The following is a 22,684-nucleotide window of genomic DNA, read 5'->3' on the forward strand; positions in this document are numbered from 1 at the left end:
CCCCTCTCTCCCTCACAATCGTTACGAACCACAACGATTGCGCCCATGTCAATGCGCCAGCGTGTCGCAAAGCGCATCGTCGTATCGAACGTGTCACCCGATTGAGCGCCCTCGCCGCGCGTGATAACGGGCGCAGCATGTCCGAACCCGACCTGCCGATCTGCGTCGCCGCGCTTTACAACTTCACCCGCTTTGCCGACCACACGGCGCTGCGCGAGCCGCTGCTGGCGCTGTGCGAGGCGCAGGGGATCAAGGGCACGCTGCTACTCGCAGCCGAAGGGATCAACGGCACCATCGCTGGCAGCGACGAAGGCATTGCCGAAGTGCTCGCCCACATCCGCGCCCTGCCCGGCTGCGCCGAGACCGACGTGAAGCTGTCGCGCGCGCCCAAAATGCCGTTCTTCCGCATGAAGGTACGGCTGAAGCGCGAGATCGTCACCATGGGCGAACCTGATATCGACCCGCTCGAAAAGGTCGGCCACTATGTCGAGCCGGAGGACTGGAACGCGCTCATCAGCGATCCCGAAACCGTGGTGATCGACACCCGCAATGACTACGAGGTGGCCATCGGCACCTTTGCCGGAGCGATCGACCCCGCGACCGCCTCGTTTACCGAGTTTCCCGACTGGTGGCGCACGCGGCAGGCGCAATTGCTATCGGGCGGAAAGAAGCGGGTGGCGATGTTCTGCACCGGTGGCATTCGCTGCGAGAAATCCACCGCCTTCCTCAAGGCCGAGGGGATCGACGAGGTCTATCATCTCAAGGGCGGCATTCTCAAATATCTCGAACATGTGCCCGAGGCCGAAAGCCTTTGGCAGGGCGAATGCTTCGTGTTCGACCAGCGGGTGAGCCTGCGCCACGGCCTTGAACAGGGCACCTATGCGCTGTGCCACTCGTGCCGCCTGCCGCTGGGCGAGGAGGAGCTGGCGTCTCCGCGTTACGAAGCAGGGGTAAGCTGCCCGCATTGCCACGCCAGCCGCACCGATGAACAGCGCGCGGGGCTGCGCGAACGGCACCGGCAGGAGCAGCTCGCCGCCGAACGGGGCGATGCGCATATCGGGGTGCGACGTGACGTCTGAGGCGCTGCCCACCCTCTACAGCTTTCGCCGCTGCCCCTATGCCATGCGCGCAAGGCTGGCGCTGCTAGTCAGCGGCACCACCTGCGTGCTGCGCGAGGTCAAACTCTCGGCCAAGCCCGACGCGCTGCGCGAAGCCTCGCCCAAGGCGACGGTGCCGGTGGTGGTCACTGCGGATGGCAAGGTAATCGAGGAGAGCCGCGACATCATGGTCTGGGCGCTGGGCCGCGCGGACCCGCAAGGCTGGCTGGCGAGCGCAGACGACCCGCTAATTGCCGCTAACGACGGCCCGTTCAAGCACGCGCTCGACCGCTACAAATATCCCAACCGGCATGACAGCGATCCGGAGGAACACCGGGCGGCAGGCCTTGCGCTGCTGCAAGCCCATGAAGACCGCCTCACGCGCCAGCCGCAGCTTGGCGGAGAGGCGATGGGCATGGTCGATGCCGCCACATTCCCCTTCGTGCGCCAGTTCGCCCACACCGACCGCGACTGGTTCGCCGCGCAGGACTTGCCCCACGTGCAGGCCTGGCTCGCCGAACATAAGGAAAGCGAGCTGTTCGCGCGCGCTATGGTGAAGCATGACCCTTGGGCCGAGGGCGATCCCGTCACCCTCTTCCCGGAGACCCGTTCGTCCTGAGGAAGGCACGAAGCCGAAGGCTGAGCGCCCGTCTCGAAGGACTGCCGCTAATCCTGCGGGATCACATCCACCGCCGTCGCCATGTTCTGCGGAGCTGAACCCACGAAGGTACCGTCAATCGGCGAGACATCGGCATAGTCGCGCCCCATCGCGATCAGGATATGGTCGCCTTGCGCGAGGCAATTGTTGGTCGGATCGAACCCCATCCAGCCCAGCTCTGCCCCGCACCATACAGCCACCCAGGCGTGCATCGCATCGGCACCCACCAGCCGCGGCTGGCCCGGCGGCGGTTCCGTGCGCAAATAGCCGCTGACATAGGCCGCCGGAATGCCCTGGCTGCGCAAGGCAACGATCATCACATGGGCAAAATCCTGACACACTCCCTCGCGCCGCTCGAAGGCTTCGGCGGGCGCCGTCGCGCTGGAGGTCGTGCCGGGACGATAGGCGAAGTCGCGGTGGATCGCCCCCATCACCGAACTTGCCGCCTCCACGATGGGCTGATCCGCCGCAAGCAGGCTGCCAGCCCACCCGCCGATGGCTGAGTTGGCATCGGCAATGCGCGAGGCGAACAGATAAGGCGCGGGCGACAGCACCGAAAGATCGCGCCGGTCGAGCGCCTCCTGCCGCACCTGCCTCAGCATAGAGCCCTCGCCCACAGCCGAATGCGCGGCAACGTCCACGGTGAAGCGGCTCTCGATGCTCAATTCAGAAAGCCTGCCCGTAAATGCGATCACGCTGCGGTTGACGCAGTAGGGCCCGACCTCATCCAGCCATTCGTCGGGTTGCGGGCCGAATTGCAGCCTCTGCGCGATGATCGACTGGCCGGGCCAGCCATAGGGCCGCAGCCGAATGTTGAAGCGGGCCTGCGATACCGGCACACCATAGCTGATCGTGGTGCGGTGGCTGACCTCGTAGATCATCCCAGCAGGCTCGCCGTGATCTTGGATTGTGGGCCGTGATCCTGGAGGAAGTAGCGGTTGCCGATGGCATCCGACAAGGCAAACAGGTCGCGTAGCAGCCCCTCAACGATGGCCCTGTCGATACGGCCAGCGCCCAGCCCTTCGAGCCGGGCGTTCATACCGCGCGCGATGCGCAGGGGCTCTTCGATCATGCCGTCATCGCGCAAGCTTGGCAGGGCGCCCAGCCGGTCGATCAGGCGCAGCATCTGATGCGCCATGGAGCGCGGCTGCGCCGGATCGAGCAGCACCATGTCAAGCACGGGCGCACGCGATGGGAGCACGAGGTAACGGCTGCGGTAGACGTTTTGCCCGTCGACCAGATCGACCAGCGCCGAAAGGTCTTCATGGCTGGCCCCGCCGAGCGCCAGCGCGCGCGCGGCCTGCGCCATGATCGAGCACCTCTCGAGACTGCGCCCCACATCGAGGAACTGCACCGCCGGTCCGCGCACCAGCGTATCCGACATCAGGCCGGTAAGCGCCGAAAACCGTTCGATCAAGCGGTCGCAAACGCCGGAAATCGCTTCGATATCGCCTTCGGCCACAGCGGGCATCGGCCGCTGGATGATGCGCCAGGCATCGCGGCTGAGGCGGTCGCGCAGCAGCAGCGCGAGCTCGCGCACCGCATCCAGCGCGCTGTGCGCCGAGCCGGGCATGGCGGTCGAGCCCAGCGCTGCGCCTGCCAGCTGCGAGGGTTGCCAACCACGGCTCTCGGGCGGAACCGCGCCAAGGTCGCGCAGCAGGTTCGCGAGCCGGGTGATGGCCGAGGCGGCATCGACCCCGCCCCCGGCAATGGCGATCTGCTCGACCAGATTGCGCACGATCCGGCTGACCTGATGCGCGCGCTCGCAATAGCGGCCCAGCCAGAACAGGTTGTCCGCCGCCTGACTGGGCAGCAGTCCCTGATCGCGGCGCAACGCGGGCGCGGCCATGCCGGGGGTGGTCGTTACCTCGTGCCGCGTGGCCGGATCGACCACGCACAGGTCGGTGGCGATGTCGCCCAGCCCCATCAGCGAGCTACGCTGGTGATCGGTTTGCGAGATACGGGCAAAGCCGCCCGGCAGCACCGTCCAGTTCCCCTGTCCATCGCGGGCGAGGAAGGCGCGCATGGTGAAGGCGCGCGGCTCGATCCGGCCTCCAATCACCGCCGGAGCGGTGGAATAGCGCACCACCTCCTGCGCCGAGAAATCGAGCGGCCGGGCCTCAATCGCGCTCAACACCGCCGCGCGATCGTCGGCTGCGAGGCTGCCGCCCTCGCGCGCCTGTCCTTCGGGAAGGCCGGGCAGCAGCTTGCGGAAGGCGGGTGCGATCATGAGCTCGTCGAAGTTATCGAGCACGTGGCGCCGCTCCTGCTCGCCGCCCAGCCACCAGGTCGCGGCATTCGGCAGCGCCAGCGGTTCCCCCAGCAGCACCTGCGCAAGTTGCGGCAGGAAGGCCGGCATGGCGCGGCTTTCGACCACACCCACGCCCGGCCAGTTGGCCAGCGCCAGTCCATCGGCAGCGGCATTGACGAGACCGGGCACGCCGATCTGCGAACGGGCATCGAAATTGAGCGGGTCGATATCGCGCGTGGTGATCCAGCGCCACAGCCCGTCGACCCGCTTGAGGCCGGCGATGGTGCGCACAAACAGCTTCTCGTCGCGCACCGTAAGATCGCGCCCCTCGACCAGCGAGACACCCAAGTGGCGCGCCAACAGCGCCTGCTCGGGGTAGAACTGGTTGAACCGCCCCGGCGTTAGCAAGGCGATGCGCGGATCGGAGCGATAGCAGCTCGCCGCCAGCCCCTGCCGCAACGCCTCGAAGAAGGCGGTCTGGCGGCGGGTGCCGAGCGAGGCCAGCAAGCCGCCGGTGACGCGGGCAATCGCAAGCCGGTTTTCGAGCGCATAGCCGATGCCGTGCGGCAACCGCGCCCGGTCGGCCAGCACACGCCATTCGCCCTGCGGCCCGCGTGCAAGATCGATCCCCAGCACATGCAGGTAGTGCCCGCCCGGTGGCTGCACCCCTGTCATGCGGCGGGCGAAGTCATCGCTGCCGGAAATCACGGCGGCGGGCAGATGTCCGTCGGCCACCAGCCGCTGCGGCCCGTAGATATCGGCGATCACCGTTTCGAGCAGATCGGCCCGCTGGATCAGCCCGCGTTCGATCCCCGCCCATTCGCCCGCGCTGATGAAGATCGGCAAGGGGTTGAGCGGCCATGGCCGTTCGCCTTTGTCGCCAGCCACCCGGAAGGCGAGGCCAAGGTCGCCTACGTGACGATCGAGATAGGGCTGCAAGCCTGCCAGCCCGCCCCCGCCCTGCCGCGAGAGCCCGGCGACAAACTGCTTCCAGCAGTCTGCCAGATCTGGAGCAGCGGACGAAAAAACATCGCCCGAGGGATCGCCCCCCGCGTAACCGGCCAGCGGATCGGCAGCAAAAGGCGCGACAGATTGGCCGGTGCTCGCCATTATCTGGCAGGCCGCCGCAAATCGAGCGTGAGCGGAAACTCTCCGTGGTTCTCCGAACGCGGCGCATCCATCTGGCCCGGCGTGTGGCCATGCTCCTGAAACCGTGCGCGGCGGCGCGCCTCGGCCTCGAAGTCGTTGATCGGCACATCGTCGTAGTTGCGGCCGCCCGGATGGGCGACATGATAAATGCAGCCGCCCAACGAGCGCCCGTTCCACGTATCGTAAACGTCGAAGGTCAGCGGCGCATCGGCTTCAAGCAGCGGATGCAGGCAAGTCGCCGGAGCCCAGGCCTTGTAGCGCACCCCGGCCACCGCCTCGCCCGGCGTGCCGGTGGGCTGCATGGGCACGCGCCGCCCGTTGCAGGCGATCACGTGGCGACCCGGCGTGAGCCCGCGCGCCTTCACCTGCAGCCGTTCGGTCGAGCTGTCGACATAGCGCACCGTGCCGCCAATCGCGCCGGTCTCGCCGAGCACGTTCCACGGTTCGAGCGCGTGGCTGATTTCCAGCTCCACCCCGCCCGCATGGACCGTGCCGTGGACCGGAAAGCGAAACTGGTTCTGCGCCTCGAACCAGTCGGGATCGAAGTCGTAACCTGCCTGCCTGAGGTCATCGAGCACGCCGAGAAAATCCTGCCAGCAGTAGTGCGGGAGCAGGAACTTGTCGTGCAGGCTCGTGCCCCAGCGCACGAGGTCACCCTCCTGCGGCTCGCGCCAGAACCACGCGGTGAGCGCACGCAGCAGCAGTTGCGCGGCAACGCTCATCTTCGCATCCGGCGGCATCTCGAACCCGCGGAATTCGACCAGACCCAGCCTGCCGGTCGGGCCATCGGGCGAATAGAGCTTATCGATGCAGATCTCGGTGCGGTGGGTGTTGCCCGTCACATCGACCAGCATGTTGCGGAACAGCAGGTCCACCACCCAGGGGAATTTGGGCGGCACCCCCGGCGGCGGCACCTGCGCCAGCGCGATCTCCAGCTCGTAAAGGCTGTCATGCCGTGCCTCGTCGATGCGCGGGGCCTGGCTGGTGGGGCCGATGAACAGACCAGAAAACAGATAGCTCAGCGAAGGGTGGCGCTGCCAATACAGCACAAAGCTCTTGAGCAGATCGGGCCGCCGGATAAAGGCGCTGTCGGTAAAGCTCGCCCCGCCCAGCACCATATGGTTGCCGCCGCCGGTGCCGACCGAGCGCCCGTCGACCATGAACTTGTCGGCCGTCAGCTTGCATTCGCGCGCCGCGTCATAAAGCCGGGTGGTGACATCGACCAGTTCATCGAAACTGGCGGTGGGGTGGACATTCACCTCGATCACACCGGGATCGGGCGTGACCTTGAGCACGCTGATGCGCGGATCGGGCGGCGGGGGGTAGCCCTCGATCCGCACCGGCAAACCCATTTCCTCGGCGGTCGCCTCGATCTCGGCGACCATTTCGAGGAAATCCTCCATCGCCTCCAGCGGCGGGATGAACACCGAGAGATAGCTGCCGCGCGGCTCCACCGTCAGCGCGGTGCGCACCGCGCCTTCGACGATCTCCTGCTCGACCCGCTCCTGCCGGTTGCCCCCGGCCTGTTCGACACGTTCGTGGCGTTGCTCGGCCTCGCGCTGGTCGGCACCGCGCGCGGCACGCTGCTCGCGAAAGTCGGCGAGCGGGGCCTGCGCATCGGTTTCGACGCGCGGGTGGATATAGGGATAGCCCGATTCCGGAACGTGCGGCAGCGATCCCAGCGGCAGGCGATAGCCAAGCGACGAATCGCCTGGCACCGCGAACAGAGCCCCGCGCCGCAAGCGCCATTGTTCGCTCTTCCAGCGGCCCGGCTCCTTTTCTTGCTTGGCCTGCCAGCGCTGGATCGGGAGCACATACCCGATCGGCTTGGTCAGCCCGCGGCTGAAGGTCTGGACGATGCGCTGGCGTTCTTCCGGATCCTCGATCTTCGGGTCGAGCGCGGTCACATTGACGGGCAGGTCACCCTCGCGCTCGATCCACTTCTCCGGGTCTTCATAGACCGGGTGGACATAGCCCTCGCCGACGCCGAAATTCTCGGCGGTCGCATTGAGGAACTGCTCGGCCTGCTCAGGGCCGACCGCATCTTGCCTGCCCTCCTCGGGATCGCGCGCGATCAGCGCGGGGTTGTTCCACAGCGGCACCCCGTCCTTGCGCCAATAGAGAGAATAGCCCCACCGGGGCAGGCTCTCGCCCGGATACCACTTGCCCTGCCCGTGATGCAGCAAAGCGCCGGGCGCAAAGGCCGCGCCGAGCTTGCGGATAAGCTTGTCGGCATAACCCGCCTTGGTCGGGCCGACCGCCTCGCCGTTCCATTCGGGCTCCTCGCCGCCGTCTTCGGCGACGAAAGTCGGCTCGCCGCCTTGAGTGAGGCGCACGTCCTGCGCGTTCAGATCCTCGTCCACCTTCGCACCCAGATTGAGCAAGGCGGTCCAGCGGTCGTCGGTAAAGGGCTTGGTGATCCGCACCGCCTCGGCCACCCGGTCGACCCGCATCCGGAAATCGAAATCGACCTCGGTCGGCTCGGCCAGCCCCTCGATCGGCGCGGCGGAGCGATAGTGCGGCGTCGCGCAAAGCGGAATGTGCCCCTCGCCTGCAAACATGCCCGAGGTCGCGTCCATCGCCACCCAGCCCGCGCCGGGGATATAGGCTTCGGCCCAGGCGTGGAGGTCGACCACATCCTGCGAGACGCCCTTCGGCCCCTCGACCGGCTCGACATCGGCGACAAGCTGGATCGAATAGCCCGACACGAACCGCGCCGCGAACCCAAGCCGCCGCAGCAACTGCACCAGCAGCCACGCGCTGTCACGGCACGAGCCGCTGCCCACCTCCAGCGTCTGCTCGGGTTCCTGCGTGCCCGCCTCCATGCGGATCACATAGTTCACTCGTTGCTCGACCTGCTGGTTGAGCGCAACGAGGAAGTCGATGGTGCCGCCTTGGTGATCTTTGTTGGCAGCAACCATTTCCTCGAACAGCGGGCCTTGCGGTTCGCAGTCGAAATAGGCGGCGAGGTCGGTCTTCAGCTTGTCGTCGTAAGCGAAGGGATAGTTCTCGGCATATTCCTCGACAAAGAAATCGAACGGGTTGATCACGCTCATGTCGGCGATCAGGTCGACCTCTATCGAGAACTCGCTGACCGGTTCGGGAAAGACCACGCGCGCCTGCCAGTTGCCGTGCGGGTCTTGCTGCCAGTTGATGAAGTGCCCCTCGGGCTTGATCGTCAGCGCATAGTTGGGAACCGAGGTGCGCGTGTGCGGCGCAGGGCGCAGCCGGATTACCTGTGGGCCAAGCCGGATCGGCCTAGCGTAGCGGTAATGGGTGAGGTGGTTCAGGGCAGCGCGGATCATGGCTTTAACTAGACGCCCCTTGGTGTTGCAATGCAATATGCATCTGGGCACAGTCCGTGCCTGTTGCCGGCTACATCAGGTCTAACGGGCCTCACTTGCCGTCGCACTTGGAGCGGGCTTGGCCGGGTCGTCCAAATCGGATTCGATAGCCTGCGCCCGCTCTGAAATGGTCTGCTCTGCCTCCGAATAGCGTTCCTCGAAGGTGGGTTCGTTCTCGCAGGCGGAGAGCAGCACCACCATCAGGATGATCACGGCGCGCATCAGTAGTCACGGCTGTATTGCAGGTTCACGTTGGTCCCGCCCGAACCGCCGGCTTGGCTCAGCACCGAAAGCGTTCGGGTCAGCGCCACTTCGAGCTGGGTGGCGGTGAAGCCCTTTGCGTCGGTGATGAACTCGATATAGATATCGTCGGTCAGATATTGGCCGGCGGCAAGCGCTGTGCCGCGCCCGGTGGTGTCATCCGCACCGAGCACGCGCAAGCGGTCGATTCCCGTTGCCGAACGCAAGGTGCCGAGCGGGTTGAGCCCGCCACCGCTGCCGCGCAGCGAGTTGAGCGAGGCCGCCAGCTGCACCGCCTCCAGCGCCGAAAGGTTGCTGATCGAGCTGCCGAACAGCACGCGCGCCAGCACCTCGTCCTGCGGCAGGCTGGGCACCGAGGTGAAGGTGATTTGCGGATCGAAGGCCCGGCCCGCGATGTTGACGTTCACCGCCACGCCCTCGATGGTTTCGGTGGCCTGGATTTCCAGCGTGGGGTTGATTTCGCTTCCCCCGGTGAACGCGATATTGCCGCGTTGCAGCTCGAAAGATCGCCCGGCAAAGCCCAGCGTCCCGCGTTGCAGCTCGACATTGCCGGAAAGGCGCGGCGCGGTGCTGGTGCCCGTAAGCCGCAGATCGGCACCCCATTCGGATTCGAGCCCCATACCCGACACATAGAGCCGGCGCGGCGCGTCGAGTTCGACATCGAGCCGGATCAGGCTGAACAGGCTCGGCCCGCGTTCGGCGGGTTCGTCACCGGTCACGCGCTGCGGCCCGCGCGGCGGCGTGAAGCGCACGCCCGACAGCGCAGGCACCTCGGCGGCGGACTGGCGCACGATCTTGTAGCGCGTCTCGGGCAGCGTCAGTTGCCCTGAAACGAGCGCCGTCTGCCCGGCAGCCTTGGTCAGCTTGAGGTTGCCGGTCGCCGAAGTGGCGATGTTTCCGCTCGACGCCAGCTGCGCATTGCGCAGGTTCACCGCGACATCCATCGGATAGCCCGACTGCGAAGCGAGGCTCAGGTAGCCCGTTGCATCGAGCGTGCCATCGCCCGCGTTCGCCTCCAGCCTCTCCAGCTCGACCCGCTCGCCATTGAAGCGCGCCGACACGGCCATGTCGGTGAGCCGGGTGCCATAGGTCTGGTTCTCGTAAGCCAGCGAATTGGCGCGGATCACACCCGACATTTCGGGCTGATCCACCTTGCCCGCAAAATCGACCGCAAGGCCGATACCGCCGGTGAGCGTCTGATTGGTCTGTCCCGCGAACGAGAACAGCGTGTCGGCCGGTCCATCGTAGCGCACACCGCCGCCGAGCGGGGCATTGAGCAGGCGCGTCATCCAGCTGCCGCTGCCCGGGGGAAGCGGCCGCAGAGAAGCGACCATGCGCCCGATCACGCTGCCCCGGCGACGGATGACCGCACGTGCCTCACCGCCATCGGGTTCGAGCTTGCCGACGAAATTGATGTTGACGGGCTGGCTGACCGTGGCCGCCGTCGAGCGGCTGAAGCCGTTGACCGTAAGCCGCGCATCGGCATCGGGGAAGGCACCGGGCGAGCTTTGCGAGAAGTCGAGCGAGCCGGTAGCGCTGCCCGCCACACCCAGATCGGGGGCGAAGGCGTTGAACAGCGCCAGGTCGAGCCGGTCGAGCCGGGTTTGCAGCTTCATCCCGTCGCCATAGCTGCCCGCCAGACGCACCGAGCCGTTGCCGAAGTCGATCTGCGTGGGCAGCAGCTTGTATTCGCCGCCGTTTTCGGCGTTAGCAGGCACGATTCGCGCGGGGCTGGCCGTGGCGAAATCCACGCCGCGAGCGCGGCCCTTGATCGCTGCGCGCCACAGCTCGGGCGTCATCTGCGCATTCATGCCCACACGGAACGGCACCCCGCTGGTGCCTTCGGCCAGCACCTTGGCGCTGCCGCTGCCGCCGCGATAGTCGATCTCGCCCTTGGCGGCATTGATGTCGAACGAGCCGAAACTGGTGCGCGTCAGGTCGAACGCGGCGACCACGTGCGGCTGATCGTGCAGCACCACGCGCCCGTCGATCTTCGCCGAACCGATGGCAAGCTGCGCCGGACCATCAAGCACCGAGTTTCGCGCGCGCAGGTTAAACAGCGCCTCCTGCACACCTTGGGCGCTGTCGAGGCGGACGATGCCGGTGAGCCCCCTGCCCTCGGCATTGAGCCGGCCAATGAACGGCCCCTCACGGCTCTGCGCGATGGCGCCGGAGAAGCCGATGCCGCCCAAGTCGGAATCGTTGACCTCGATCGCCAGCTGGTTGCCCATCTTGAGCGTGACATCGGCGCGCAGCGGGCCATAGTCGGTGTCACCCGTGGCATCGAGGTGATAGCCGCCCGGCGCACCGGTTACGCCCGCGCGCAGGTTTGCGAGGCCAATGCCAAGGCCCGGGTTGCTCGCCGTGATCTCGGCATCGGGATCGGCGATGGTGCCGGTCACCTTCACGCCGACATCGCCATAGGCCGTGGTGGTGCCCTTCGCATCGAGCGAGATGCGTCCATCGGGAGCCCAGCTGCCAGAGCCGCCACTGATCCGTACATCGGGCGAGCGCAGGCTCAGGCGGGAAAGGCGCACCACGCCATCGGCGCCATAGCGCACGTCGCTGGCGGCGGTGACGTTGCCGCCAAGGAAGCTGCGCACGCCTTCGTTGAACAGCTGAGTAGAGCGCAGGTTAACGCGCCCTGTCATGGCGAAGCCGCCGCCGGCCTCGGTTTCGAGGTCGGTATCGGCGCGGATATCGAACAGGCCCACGCTTTCGATGCGATAGTTGTCGATCCGCCCGTCGATGGCGCCGGTGTAAAGTCCGGTCGACATGTCGGCGACGATGATCAGCCCGGCATCGATCCGGTCCGAGCGCAGGCGCATATTGTCCGACAGAATACGCGGCCCGGAGATGGCGAGATCGCCTGCAAGCCGCACGTCTTCGAGCGTGCCGCCGGCCACCGTATCGAGCCCGGTGACGCGGATTGCGCGCGCCTGAACCGGGATCATGATCTGTTCGGAGTTGACGGTCGCCTCGCCTTGCGCGGCAAGACCGACCAGACCCATGTCATCAAGCACAAGCCGATCTGCCGCCAGCTTGTAGGCGACCTGCGGCGTGGCAAACGGACCGTCGAGCGTAAGTTCGGCCCGCACCCCGCGGCCCGAGAGATTCTCGGCAAGGGCGGAGGGGCGGGTCAGCACGAAATCGAGACCCAGCCCGTCGAAGCTGTTGTCGGCGAGATTGACCAGGCCTTGCGCGTTGAGGCGGAAGGCATCGCTCGCCACGGTCGCCTCGACATCGGCGTTGCGTTCGCCAAGCTGCGCAGCCAGATCGAGGTTCAGCTGGGGCGAGAGCAATTGCGCGGTCGCCCCATCGAACAGCCAGGCAAGCCGGGCCGGCCCGCGCACGCGCACGAGGCCGTCGCGCGCGCTTACATCGAGCCGGGCCACGGGGCCATCGGTACGGTCGGCGGTAAGCTGGCCGTCCCACTGATCCCAGTTGCCCGCGCCCTTGGCTGTGAGCGCAAGCCCCTCGTCGAGCCCGACCAGCGCTGCGATCATGCCGCCGCTCGGGGCATCGACATCGAGCGCGAGTTCGAGCCGGTTTTCCTCGGGCACCGCATCCAGCACCAGCGCCAGCTTGTCACCCGCCGCACCGCCTTCGACCGCGAGCGTTTCGCCATTGAGCGTAACCTGCGCGCGGCCATCGGCGATGTGCGCCTCGCCGCTGAGCTGCGCTACGCGCCGTTCGCCGCTGACCGGGGCCTCGACCACCAGCCGATCAACCCTGAGCGCGCCGATGTCGATATCGAGATCGGGCAGCAGCGGTGCATCGCTGGGCGGCGTTTCGGCAAACTCGGGCAAGCGTTCGAGCGTGATCAGCGGGCTCGACAGTACGCGCACATCGACATGATTGTTGATGAAGGCAAAGGGCCGCCAGCCGACCGACACTTCGGGCGAGCTAAGGAACACGCCCTGCGGATCGCGGATTTCCAGATCGCGGATCACCATATTGCCATAGATCGAACCATCGATCTCACCGATGCCGATCTCCATGCCGTTCTCGAACGAGAGGCCTGCGACCTGCTCGGCCACGAACTGCCGTCCGGCCTTGGTATCGAGCCCGATAAGCACTGCGGCCACCAGCAGCACGATAACGCCCAGCACCACCGCGCCCCAGCGCGCCGCCTTGTGCCACCCAGGCGTACCGCGCCTTTCGGCGACTTCGGTTTCGTTCTCGACCTCAGGGATATCCGCCTCGTCCGCCATCAGAATGCCTGCCCGATCGAGACATAGACCGCGAAGCTCGATTCGCCCGTGCGCCGGTCGATCGGCATGGCGACATCCAGTCGCAGCGGGCCGAAGTTGGTATAGTAACGCCCGCCCACGCCGACGCCGTAGCGAATATCGGTAAACTGCGGCGAGGTTTCCTCCCACGCCTGCCCGGCATCGACAAAGGCGGCGACGCCGAAGTTGCCGAAGCGATAGCGCACTTCGGCAGCGGCTTCGAACAGGCTGCGCCCGCCGATGTTGCGGGGGATGAACTCATCGGGCAAGTCTTCAGGGTCGGTGCCCGGCTCGATATCCTCGGGCGCGGGATAGTCGGGGTTGGGCTCCATCACGGTCGGCCCCAGATCCTGATAGCCGAACCCGCGCACCGAACCGCCGCCGCCGGCATAGAAGCGCCGCGATGGAGCAAGGTCATAGCGGCTGGCTCCCTGGATCGTGCCGAACCGGACGCGGCCCGCCAACACGATCGAACTGGTGGCGGGGAAATAGGCCGACCCGTCAAGCTGCGCGCGGACATAGGGCGAAAAGCCCCCTTCGAGCGAGCCTTCCGGCTCGACCAGCAAAGTGGTGCGGAAACCCTTGGTGGGGTTGAGCAGATCATCGCTGCGATCGATACCGAACTGCCCGGTCAGCCCGCCGACGTAAAACGTGCGCCGCACCCGCTGCTCGGTTGCCAGATCGAAGTCCTGCTCGTTGGAGATCAGCACCTGCCCGCCATAGGCATAGGTAAACGGCTTCTGCCAGATCGAGGTCGAACTGTAGCTCCACAGTACGCCGAGCCGTCCGGTATAGGCTTCGTAGGCATCGTAATCGGTGTGGCGCGCCTGAGCGGTGAGCGTGAAGGTGCGATCACGCCGCCCGGCGTTGGAGCGGCGGAAGGTGGCGCTTGCCCCCTGCTCCTGCGTGCCCAGCACACCGCTGGCGATCAGTGCGCCTTCGGGTGGGAACAGGTTGCGGTGAGTCCAGCTGCCTTCCACGCGGAACCCCTGCCCGGTGCCATATCCCGCGCTGCCCGCGATGGTGCGCGGCGGACCGGCATTCTGTTCGACCAGCAAGGTGGCATATTCCGCGCCATCGGGCGCAGGCTCGCCGCTGCGTTGCGGCGAGACGGTGACGGTGGAGAAAAGGCTGGTGGCTACCAGCGCCTGACGCAAGTCCTCAACCAGACGGTTATCGTAAAGCTCGCCGCGCTTGAACCGGGCAAGCAGTTCGACATGCTCCTCATCGAACACCAGGTCGCCGCTGGTTTCGATCCCGCCAAACACCGACAGCGGACCGGGATCGACGGGCAAGGTGTAGACGCCCTCGCCGCTTTCCTGATCGAGCAGCAGGTCGCGCTGCCCCAGTTCGGCAAAGGGATAGCCCCATTCGGGCAAGCCGACCAGAACCTTGGCTTCCCCCGCGAGCACTTCTGCCGCGACGATCGGATCGCCGATATCAAGCGACAATTCGCGCTTGATCAACCCTTCCGGCCGCGTTTCCGGCGCATCGATCACGATGTCGCTGAAGACATAGCGCGGCCCCGGCACCGCGTCGATGGTGGCAACGAAGGTCTGCTGCTCGTCCCCTTCCCCTTCACCCGTAATCTGACCGCGTACATCGGCGCTGTACCAGCCCTCGGAGGCGAGGATACGGCGCACCAGCTCGGCATCCTCGTCCATGCGCGCGCGCAGCTGGGCGATGTTGGCTGCCTCACCGTCACCATCCTTGAGCGCGGAAAGGTCATCGAAAAGATTTACAAGGTCAGTCTCGCTCGCCGCCTGCGCCTCTTCCACACCAGAGAGCGCTACGCGGTAGTGCAGTTCGCTCTGCACCGGCGGGGCCTCGGCCTCGGCATATTCGAACGGTTCGGACAACAGAGTGTCGATCGGCTGCAATGGCGCGGCCAGTTCGGCATCGCGCACGGGAGCATCTTCGATTTCTTCGGTGGTGTCGCCATCGGCCAGCGATGGATCGCCCAGCGGAGCCTCGTCGCCCGGCTCGGCTTCACCGTCTTGCGCCGCGATACGCCGTTCGAATTCGTCGATCGATTCGAGCTCTTCATAGAGCGCCTCGTCGTCCGCCTCGTCGAGCGACGGCACCTCTTCGGCAAATTCTTCATCCGAGATGATGGTTTCCACCTCAGGCAGATCGGCATCGGCTGGCGGCGCGGGCAGTTCGAGCGGCTGATCCTGCGAATCGCCCTCGGCATCCTGCGCAAGCGCAGGCGCGCCCGTCAGCCAGAACGGTGCCGCGAGCAGCGGTGCCAGCAGAACAAGGGATTTGCGTCGTGCGCCATGCGATGGTCGGGATTGGGGGACGCAGTTCATCCAGTCTTCTATCTTGCCAGCCGGAACAAGACCCGGCGATCGTCCGGGCCCTTCGGTCAAAAGGGACGTAGCGGGGTTAACGAGCAAAAGGGATAATAGTTCTCGAAAAAATGCGTCCAGTCGCACTTTGGGCGCGCTGGCCTGCCGGAACCGCCACCCGCTGCCGACGCACTCGTTCGCGTGCGGCCAAGTCTGGTTTGGCGATAGTCAAATGGATGTCGCATTCGCGTCATATCTGCCCTGCGGGGAAAAACTGCTGGAAACCCCCGTCAACACGGCTAAGGGGCGCCCGACCATGGGTCGCGCCTTGGGAATTGTGCGTATATTGGCGTTGCCCGGCAGAGCTTGACGATCAACCGCAGAGCGAGAGCCACGGCCGAATATGAACCAGATCACGCAGACTTCCGGAGCCGGTGGCATCTATCCCCTGTCCGAGGATAAACCGCGCAAGGGCTTCTCCACATTCGACATGGGCTTTGCGGCGTTGTTCGTGCTGGCCTCTGCTGCTTTCATGGTCTGGGGCCTCGACTATACCAACCATACGCAGGTCGCCGTGTTCGGGCTGGCGACTGTGTTCGGCCTGTTCATGGCCTTCAACATCGGCGGCAACGATGTTGCCAATTCCTTCGGCACCTCGGTGGGTGCGGGGACGCTGACGATCAAGCAGGCGCTGGCTGTGGCGGCGATCTTCGAGGTCAGCGGCGCGGTGATCGCGGGCGGACAGGTAACCGACACGATCCGCAGCGGCATTGTCGACCTCGGCGGAGTCGATGTCGACCCGATGCATTTCGTATTCATCATGATGGCGGCGCTGCTGGCGGCGGCTCTGTGGCTGCTGTTCGCCAGCAGAAGGGGCTGGCCGGTCTCCACCACGCACTCCATCGTAGGCGGCATCGTCGGCAGCTCGATTGCGCTCGGCATCATGCTCAGCGGCGGCGATGCCGCGCTGTCGCTGGTGCAGTGGGACAAGATCGGCACCATCGCCATGTCGTGGGTGCTCTCACCCGTGCTTGGCGGGCTGGTGTCGTTTGGTCTGTTCACGCTGATCAAGCGGCACATCCTGCGCTATAACGAGCGGATGCTCGAACAGCTGCGCCGGATTCACAAGGAACGGCGCCAGCTGCGCGAGGAGCACAAGACCGCGTTTGAGCGGATGAGCGACATCCAGAAGATGTCTTACACGCACATGCTGGTGCGCGATTCCGAAGCGCTCGACGAAGAGGGCTTCACCGCTGAAGACCTAGAAACCGATTACTACCGCCGCCTGCACGAGCTGCGCCAGCGCAAGGCCTCGCTTTCTGCGCACCGGGCCTTGCAGCAGTGGGTGCCGCTGGTGGCCGCCGGCGGCGCAACGATCATCTCCGCCATGCTCCTGTTCAAGGGGCTGAAGAACATGGAGCTTGGGCTCTCCACGCTCAACACCTACCTGATCATGGGCATGATCGCGGCGGCGGTGTGGATGGCCACCTTCATCTTCGCGCGCACGCTGCGCGGCACTTCGCTCGACCGGTCGACCTTTCTGATCTTCAGCTGGTTGCAGGTGTTCACAGCCTCGGGCTTTGCCTTCAGTCACGGCGCGAACGACATCGCCAATGCCATCGGCCCCTTTGCCGCCATTCTCGATGTGCTGCGCAACGGGGAAATCGGCTCGTCCGCGGCGGTGCCTGCCCCGGCCATGATCGCCTTTGGCATCGCGCTGGTGGTGGGCCTGTGGTTCATCGGCAAGGAAGTGATCGCGACGGTCGGCCACAACCTCACCAGGATGCACCCGGCCTCGGGCTTCACCGCCGAGCTGGCGGCCGCAGCAGTGGTGATGCTGGCCTCGACTTTCGGCCTGCCCGTATCGAGCACACACATCCTGATTGGCGCGGTGCTCGGCATCGGGATCGTCAACCGCCAGACCAACTGGTCGCTGATGAAGCCGATTGCCGCGGCCTGGGTGATCACCCTGCCCGCTGCTGGCGCGCTTTCGGCATTGGTGTTCGTGGTGCTCGACGCGGTGTTCTAACGCGGAGCCTGCCATGCCCCGCCCAGCGCCTTGAACAGGGCCACGGCGGCCTGCGCGGCTTCGGCCCTGGCGCTGGCAAGCGCGCGTTCGTTGGCGATCAGATCGAGCCGCGCGCTTTCGAGCACCAGACGGTTGTCCTCGCCGCTATCGAACCGCGCTTGCGACAGCGCAAAGGCGCGCTGCTGCGCCGCCAGCGCTGCTGCGCTCGCCTGTTCGGTACGCTGCGCTTCTAGGTAACGGTTGATGGCCGCCTCGCTATCGGCCAGCGCTGTGATCACCGCCTGATCGTAGCGCGCCGCTGCCGCCTCGGCGCGGGCATCGGCGGCGCGGATCTGCGCGCGGATGCGGCCGCCCGAGAAGATCGGCCAGGAAAAGCTCGGGCCGATGCTGAAGCGCAGCGAATCGGTGTCGACCAGATCATCGGCTGAGCGCGCCTGCATCCCCAGCCCGCCCATCAGCGAAAAGCGCGGAAACAGGTCTGCCGTGGCGACGCCGATGTCGGCAGTAGCAGCGGCAAGATCACGTTCGGCGGCGCGCACGTCGGGGCGGCGGCGCAACAGGTCTGATCGCAGGCCGACGAGGATCGTTTCGGGTGCCTCCGGCTGCGGCGCGGCGACGCGCAGTTCGGGCACGATTTCCTCGGGCATCACGCCCACCAGCGTTGCCAGCCGATAGGCGCTGGCCGCCTCCTGCGCACGCAGCCGCCCCACGGCTTCGCTGGCGCTGGCGGCACGGGCCTGCGCCTGTTCGGCGGTAAGCTGGCTGTCTTCGCCCGCGCGATAGCGTTGCTGCGCCAGCCCGGCGAGGTCACGAGCCGCCTGCGCCGCCGCTACGGCCTCAGCGCCCTGTGCCTGCGCCAGCCGTAAGTCCATATAGCTGCGCGCGATCTCGGCGCTCAACATTACCAGCGCATCGCCCAGGCGCGCCTCGGCAGCCTCGACCCGCGCCCCGGCACCTTGGGCCTCGCGGGTGCGGCGGCCCCAGAAGTCGATCTCCCAGCTGGCGTCGAAGCCGAGGTCGAACAGACTGAATTCAGGATCGAACCCCGGAATGTTGCTCACCGGAAGCTGGCCGTTCTCGCTGAGTCGGTTTTCGGTGGCAGAGCCGCTTGCCTGAGCTTGCGGCAACCGCCCGCCAAGCACCGCATCGCGATTGGCGCGTGCCTCGGCCAGCCGCGCCTCGGCTTCGGCCACGGTGGGCGAACCTGCCAGCGCACGCTCGATCAGGGCGGTGAGCTGCGGATCGCCGAACTGCTGCCACCATGCCGGATCGATCGCACCGGGATCGGCGGGCTCGTTCCATTGCCCGGCAACGGCGGTCTCGGGCGCGACATAGTCCGGGCCGACGGTGGTGCAGCCGCCAAGCAGAGCGAGGGCGATAAGGGGATGCAAGCGGGTCATGGGGTTACTCCATCCGGGCGCGGAACAGCCAGGCCGCAGCGGCCAGCGTGACGGCGGCAATCAGGACAAGCGGCCACAGCTCTCCCAGCACCACCGCAGCCGGTTGCGCCTTCAGAAACTGGCCGAGCGAAATCTCGAGGAAATAGCGCGCCGGGTTGGCATAGGTGATGATCTGCAACCACTGCGGCATGTTGCCGATTGGGCTGGCAAAGCCCGACAGCAGGATCACGGGCACTGTCGCCACGAAGCTGCCGAGAAACGCCTGCTGCTGCGTCATCGACAGCGCCGAGACGAACATCCCCACCCCGATCAGCGCCATCAGGTAAGCGATGAGGCCGAGATAAAACAGCAGCACCGATCCGGTGAACGGCACTCCGAAAACCACCTGCGCCACCACGAGATAAACTGTCGCGTTGAGGAAGCCGACGAGAAACGGGGGCACCATCTTGCCGATCAGGATCTCGCGCACCGACAGCGGGCTCACCATCAGCTGATCGAAGGTGCCCAGCTCACGCTCGCGCGCCACGGTCTGCGCTGTGATCGACAGGCCCGCCACAGAGACGATCACCACGATCAGGCTCGGCAGGTTGAACCAGATATAATCGAGGTTCGGGTTGAACCAGTTGATCGCCACCACCACCGGCGGTGCGCGCTCGGTTCCCCGCACGCTCGCGCCCGCATCAGCAACAATCTGCTGCAGGTAGCCGCCCACGATCTGCGCCGCGTTCGAACGCCGCCCGTCAAGCACGACGCCCACCTGCGTCGGTTTGCCGCTGGCAAAAGCGCGGTCGAAGTCGGGCTCTATCACCAGCGCGGCGATCACTTCCTGCCGGTCGATCGCCTCGGCCAGATCTTCGTGCGAGCGGAGCCGCTGGATCGTGCCGATATTCCGGCTGCCCGCCAGCCGGTTGACGATCTCCACACTGGCCGTGCCAGTGGAACGATCGAGCACGCCGACATCGACGTTCTTCACCTCCAGCGTGGAGGCGAAAGAGAAGATCACCAGTTGCAGCAGCGGCGGGATCACCAGCACGATGCGCGACTTGGGATCGCGCAGCAGGGCCCAGATTTCCTTGATCGTGATCGCTCTGAGTGCGCTCATGTGTCGAGGCTCCGGCGGCTGGCGCGGAAGCACAGCAGGAAGAAGATCGCCCCGAACACCAGCAAATATCCGATGGCGGGCAGGATCAGCGACCAGATGTCGCCGGCCAGAAACACCGTTTGCAGCGCGGGAATGAAATAGCGTGCGGGCACAATATAGGTGATCGCCTGAATCCATTTCGGCATCGAGGCGATCTCGAACAGGAAACCTGAAAGCAGGAAGGTCGGTAAAAACCCGCTCAGCAGCGCAACCTGGCTGGCCACGAACTGGTTCTTCGTCGCCGCCGAGATGAACAGGCCCTGCCCCAGCGCGGGCATCAGGTAGGCCATGGTCAGAATGAGCAAGGCAAACAGAGAACCCCTCAGCGGCACCCCGAAGACCGTGGTGGCGAGCACGGTGCACAAGGCCATCGAGGCCAGCGCGAGCAGGAAATAGGGCACCATCTTGCTGGCGAGAAATTCGCTCATCCGCATCGGCGTTGCCATCATCGCCTCCATCGTGCCGCGTTCCCACTCGCGCGCGATCACGAGGCTGGTTAGCAGGGTGCCGATCATCGTCATCACGATGGCGATGGCCCCGGGAACGAGGAAATTGCGGCTGGCGAGCGAAGGGTTGTACCAGTACCGCAGCGACATGTCGGTCGGCGGCGGGGCGCGCAGGCCAGCCGCGCCTGCTTCCTGCGCGGCCCAGGTCTGCGCCACGCCCCGCGCATAGGCGGTGGTGAAATTGGCCGCGTTGGGCTGCGAACCATCGGCAATGATCTGGATCGGCGGCCTGTGCCCGCGCGCTGCGCCGCTGCCGAAATCCTGCGGGATCACTACGATCCCGCGTATATCGCCCGCGATCAACTTTTCGCGCAAAGGAGCCGCCGTACGTTCCTCAACGACTTCGAAATAAGGGCTGTGCCGGTAGGCCGAGGCGAGCGACATGGCTGCCGCGCTATCGTCCTGCAACGCAAGGCCGATGCGGGTGCGCGAGTTATCGAGGTTGATGGCATAGCCGAACAGGAACAGCAGCAGCACCGGCAGCGCTATCGCAATCAGGATGGTGGAAGGATCGCGCACAATCTGCACGCCTTCCTTCACCACCATGGCGCGCAGGCGCTGGCCATCGATATGCCACTCGCGCCGCCGCCCGCTCATGCCGCTGCCTCACCGGCTTCGCGGGTCGCATCGCTCGCCTCGATCATGGCGATGAAGGTGTCTTCCATGGTCGGATCGTCCAGCTCCGCCATGTCGGCGGCCTGCTGTTTGAGATCGTCGGGCGTCCCGCTGGCGATCTGCTGCGAGCGGTAAATCAACGTGATCTGGTCGCAATATTCGGCCTCTTCCATGAAGTGCGTGGTGACGAGCACCGCCACACCCTTTTCGACCAGCCCGTTGATATGGGTCCAGAATTCGCGCCTTGTTACCGGATCGACCCCGCTGGTCGGCTCGTCGAGGAACAGCACCGATGGCTCGTGCATAACGGCGGCGGCAAGCGCTAGGCGCTGCTTGAAACCGAGTGGCAGGGTGCCGGCGTTGGTCTTCATCACATCGCCGAGTTCGAACACGTCGACCACGCGGGCAATCGCCTCCTTCGCCCCGCTGCGAGTGAGGCCATAGGCCCCGGCAAAGAAATCGAGATTCTGCGCGACCGAAAGGTCGCCATAAAGCGAGAACTTCTGCGCCATATAGCCGAGCGCCGCGCGCGCCTTGCCACCCGAGGTGCGCAGATCGTGCCCTGCCACCGCACCCTCTCCGTCGGTGGGCGTGAGCAGACCGCACAGCATCTTGAAGGTGGTCGATTTGCCCGCACCGTTGGGGCCGAGCAGGCCGAAAATCGTGCCATAGGGCACTTCGAAGCTGACATCGCTGGCGGCGGTGAAATCGCCGAAAGTCTTGGTCAGCCCCTTGGCCACAATCGCCTTTCCATCGTCTCCGGCCACGGTGCGATAGGCTTCGGCAAGCTGGCTGGTGCCCTTGGGGCCGCCGCCCAATCGCTCGATGAAGCCGTCCTCGAAGCGCGGCGTGGCAGGCTCGAGCTGGAAGCCGCTTTCGCCCGCCAGCCTGTCAGGCTCATCAAGCAGGAGGCGCACCGAGCGGCCCTGAATGGTGCCGTCGATCACGCCCTCGCGGTCGAGCATCTCGGTGAGCAAGCGGCGGCGGCGCTGCTCGAACCCGGTCAGCCGCACGACGCGGTCGGCAACAGAGCCGGTCAGTTCGGAGGGATCGCCGTCGAACAGCAACTTGCCTTCGTTGAGGAGGTAAACGCGGTCGCACTTCTCGGCCTCGTCGAGATAGGCAGTCGACCACAGCACCCCCATGCCGCCATAGTCCTCATCGGCGGTCAGCTCCTGCACCATGGCCCACAGCTCGCGGCGGCTGATCGGATCCACCCCCACGCCCGGCTCGTCAAGCAGCAGCAGCCGCGGGCGTTTCACCAGGGCGCAGGCAAGGCCGAGCTTCTGCTTCATCCCGCCCGATAGCTGGCCCGCAAGCCGTTCGCGGAAACGCGCGAGATCAGTGAAGGATAGCAAACGCTCAAAGGTCTTCTCGCGCTCGTCATCGGGCAGCGCGCGCATCTCGGCATAAAGGTTGAGGTTCTGCTCGACCGACAGATCTTCATAAAGGCCGAAACGCTGCGGCATGTAGCCGAGGTCGGCCAGATCCTCGCCCGGGGCCTGTCCAAGCACTTCGATGTCGCCTTCGTCAGCGGCCATCAGCCCGGCAAGAATACGGATCAGCGTCGTCTTGCCTGCGCCATCGGGGCCGACAAGCCCGGTCACGCCGCCGGTGGGGATGGTGATCGAGACGCCGTCGAGCGCGGGGGCGGCCAGCCCCTCGAAGCGCTTGACCACGCCTGTGGCGATGGCGACCGCGTCGCCCATG

General features: G+C 65.9%; 13 protein-coding genes. 3 read left to right on the top strand and 10 right to left on the bottom strand.

The annotated features are described in order from the left end of the window. Positions 1 to 137 precede the first annotated feature (137 nt). Entirely contained in the window at positions 138 to 1,079 is a 942-nt protein-coding gene (gene trhO, locus E0473_RS05335) for an oxygen-dependent tRNA uridine(34) hydroxylase TrhO (RefSeq protein WP_137679771.1), read from the top strand. After that, complete coding sequence (locus tag E0473_RS05340) at positions 1,048 to 1,716, top strand: glutathione S-transferase (protein ID WP_137679772.1); 669 nt, start codon at positions 1,048 to 1,050, stop codon at positions 1,714 to 1,716. Before trhO ends, E0473_RS05340 begins: the two co-directional genes overlap by 32 nt. 47 nt (positions 1,717 to 1,763) lie before the next feature. Here the strand turns inward: E0473_RS05340 and E0473_RS05345 are convergent, their stop codons facing one another. From E0473_RS05345 to E0473_RS05370, 6 genes are all read right to left on the bottom strand, one after another. Then, complete coding sequence (locus tag E0473_RS05345) at positions 1,764 to 2,636, bottom strand: transglutaminase family protein (RefSeq protein ID WP_137679773.1); 873 nt, start codon at positions 2,634 to 2,636, stop codon at positions 1,764 to 1,766. After that, entirely contained in the window at positions 2,633 to 5,116 is a 2,484-nt protein-coding gene (locus E0473_RS05350) for a circularly permuted type 2 ATP-grasp protein (RefSeq protein WP_137679774.1), read from the bottom strand. The genes E0473_RS05345 and E0473_RS05350 overlap by 4 nt, the downstream gene beginning before the upstream one ends. Then, positions 5,116 to 8,460: a transglutaminase family protein gene (locus E0473_RS05355; protein WP_137679775.1), complete on the bottom strand. Its 3,345-nt coding sequence runs from the start codon at positions 8,458 to 8,460 to the stop codon at positions 5,116 to 5,118. The genes E0473_RS05350 and E0473_RS05355 overlap by 1 nt, the downstream gene beginning before the upstream one ends. Before the next feature lie 81 nt (positions 8,461 to 8,541). Beyond that, a complete protein-coding gene (locus E0473_RS05360; RefSeq protein WP_137679776.1) occupies positions 8,542 to 8,721 on the bottom strand; it encodes a hypothetical protein in 180 nt (59 codons plus the stop codon). After that, complete coding sequence (locus E0473_RS05365) at positions 8,721 to 12,974, bottom strand: translocation/assembly module TamB domain-containing protein (protein ID WP_137679777.1); 4,254 nt, start codon at positions 12,972 to 12,974, stop codon at positions 8,721 to 8,723. Before E0473_RS05365 ends, E0473_RS05360 begins: the two co-directional genes overlap by 1 nt. Further along, complete coding sequence (locus E0473_RS05370; protein ID WP_137679778.1) at positions 12,974 to 15,304, bottom strand: autotransporter assembly complex protein TamA; 2,331 nt, start codon at positions 15,302 to 15,304, stop codon at positions 12,974 to 12,976. Before E0473_RS05370 ends, E0473_RS05365 begins: the two co-directional genes overlap by 1 nt. 382 nt (positions 15,305 to 15,686) lie before the next feature. On the opposite strand from E0473_RS05370, the gene E0473_RS05375 reads away from it, so the two are divergent. Beyond that, entirely contained in the window at positions 15,687 to 17,312 is a 1,626-nt protein-coding gene (locus E0473_RS05375) for an inorganic phosphate transporter (RefSeq protein ID WP_137679779.1), read from the top strand. Here E0473_RS05375 and E0473_RS05380 read toward each other — a convergent pair. Genes E0473_RS05380 through E0473_RS05395 form a run of 4 tightly spaced genes read right to left on the bottom strand, consistent with a single transcriptional unit; the run spans position 17,309 to position 22,683 of the window. Beyond that, on the bottom strand, positions 17,309 to 18,712 hold the full coding sequence (locus E0473_RS05380) for an efflux transporter outer membrane subunit (RefSeq protein WP_137679780.1): 1,404 nt from the start codon (positions 18,710 to 18,712) through the stop codon (positions 17,309 to 17,311). The two genes, E0473_RS05375 and E0473_RS05380, sit on opposite strands and share 4 nt — an antisense overlap. A 4-nt stretch (positions 18,713 to 18,716) precedes the next feature. Then, positions 18,717 to 19,814 carry an ABC transporter permease gene (locus E0473_RS05385; protein WP_137679781.1) on the bottom strand — a complete coding sequence of 366 codons (1,098 nt, stop codon included), beginning with the start codon at positions 19,812 to 19,814 and terminating at the stop codon, positions 18,717 to 18,719. Further along, the gene (locus E0473_RS05390; RefSeq protein ID WP_137679782.1) at positions 19,811 to 20,956 is read right to left on the bottom strand and encodes an ABC transporter permease; all 1,146 of its coding nucleotides are present in this window, start codon (positions 20,954 to 20,956) and stop codon (positions 19,811 to 19,813) included. Before E0473_RS05390 ends, E0473_RS05385 begins: the two co-directional genes overlap by 4 nt. Next, the gene (locus E0473_RS05395) at positions 20,953 to 22,683 is read right to left on the bottom strand and encodes an ATP-binding cassette domain-containing protein (RefSeq protein WP_137679783.1); all 1,731 of its coding nucleotides are present in this window, start codon (positions 22,681 to 22,683) and stop codon (positions 20,953 to 20,955) included. Before E0473_RS05395 ends, E0473_RS05390 begins: the two co-directional genes overlap by 4 nt. Between the last annotated feature and the right edge of the window lies 1 nt (position 22,684).

Source organism: Aurantiacibacter suaedae (genome assembly GCF_005434915.1).
GTDB classification, from domain to species: domain Bacteria; phylum Pseudomonadota; class Alphaproteobacteria; order Sphingomonadales; family Sphingomonadaceae; genus Alteraurantiacibacter; species Alteraurantiacibacter suaedae.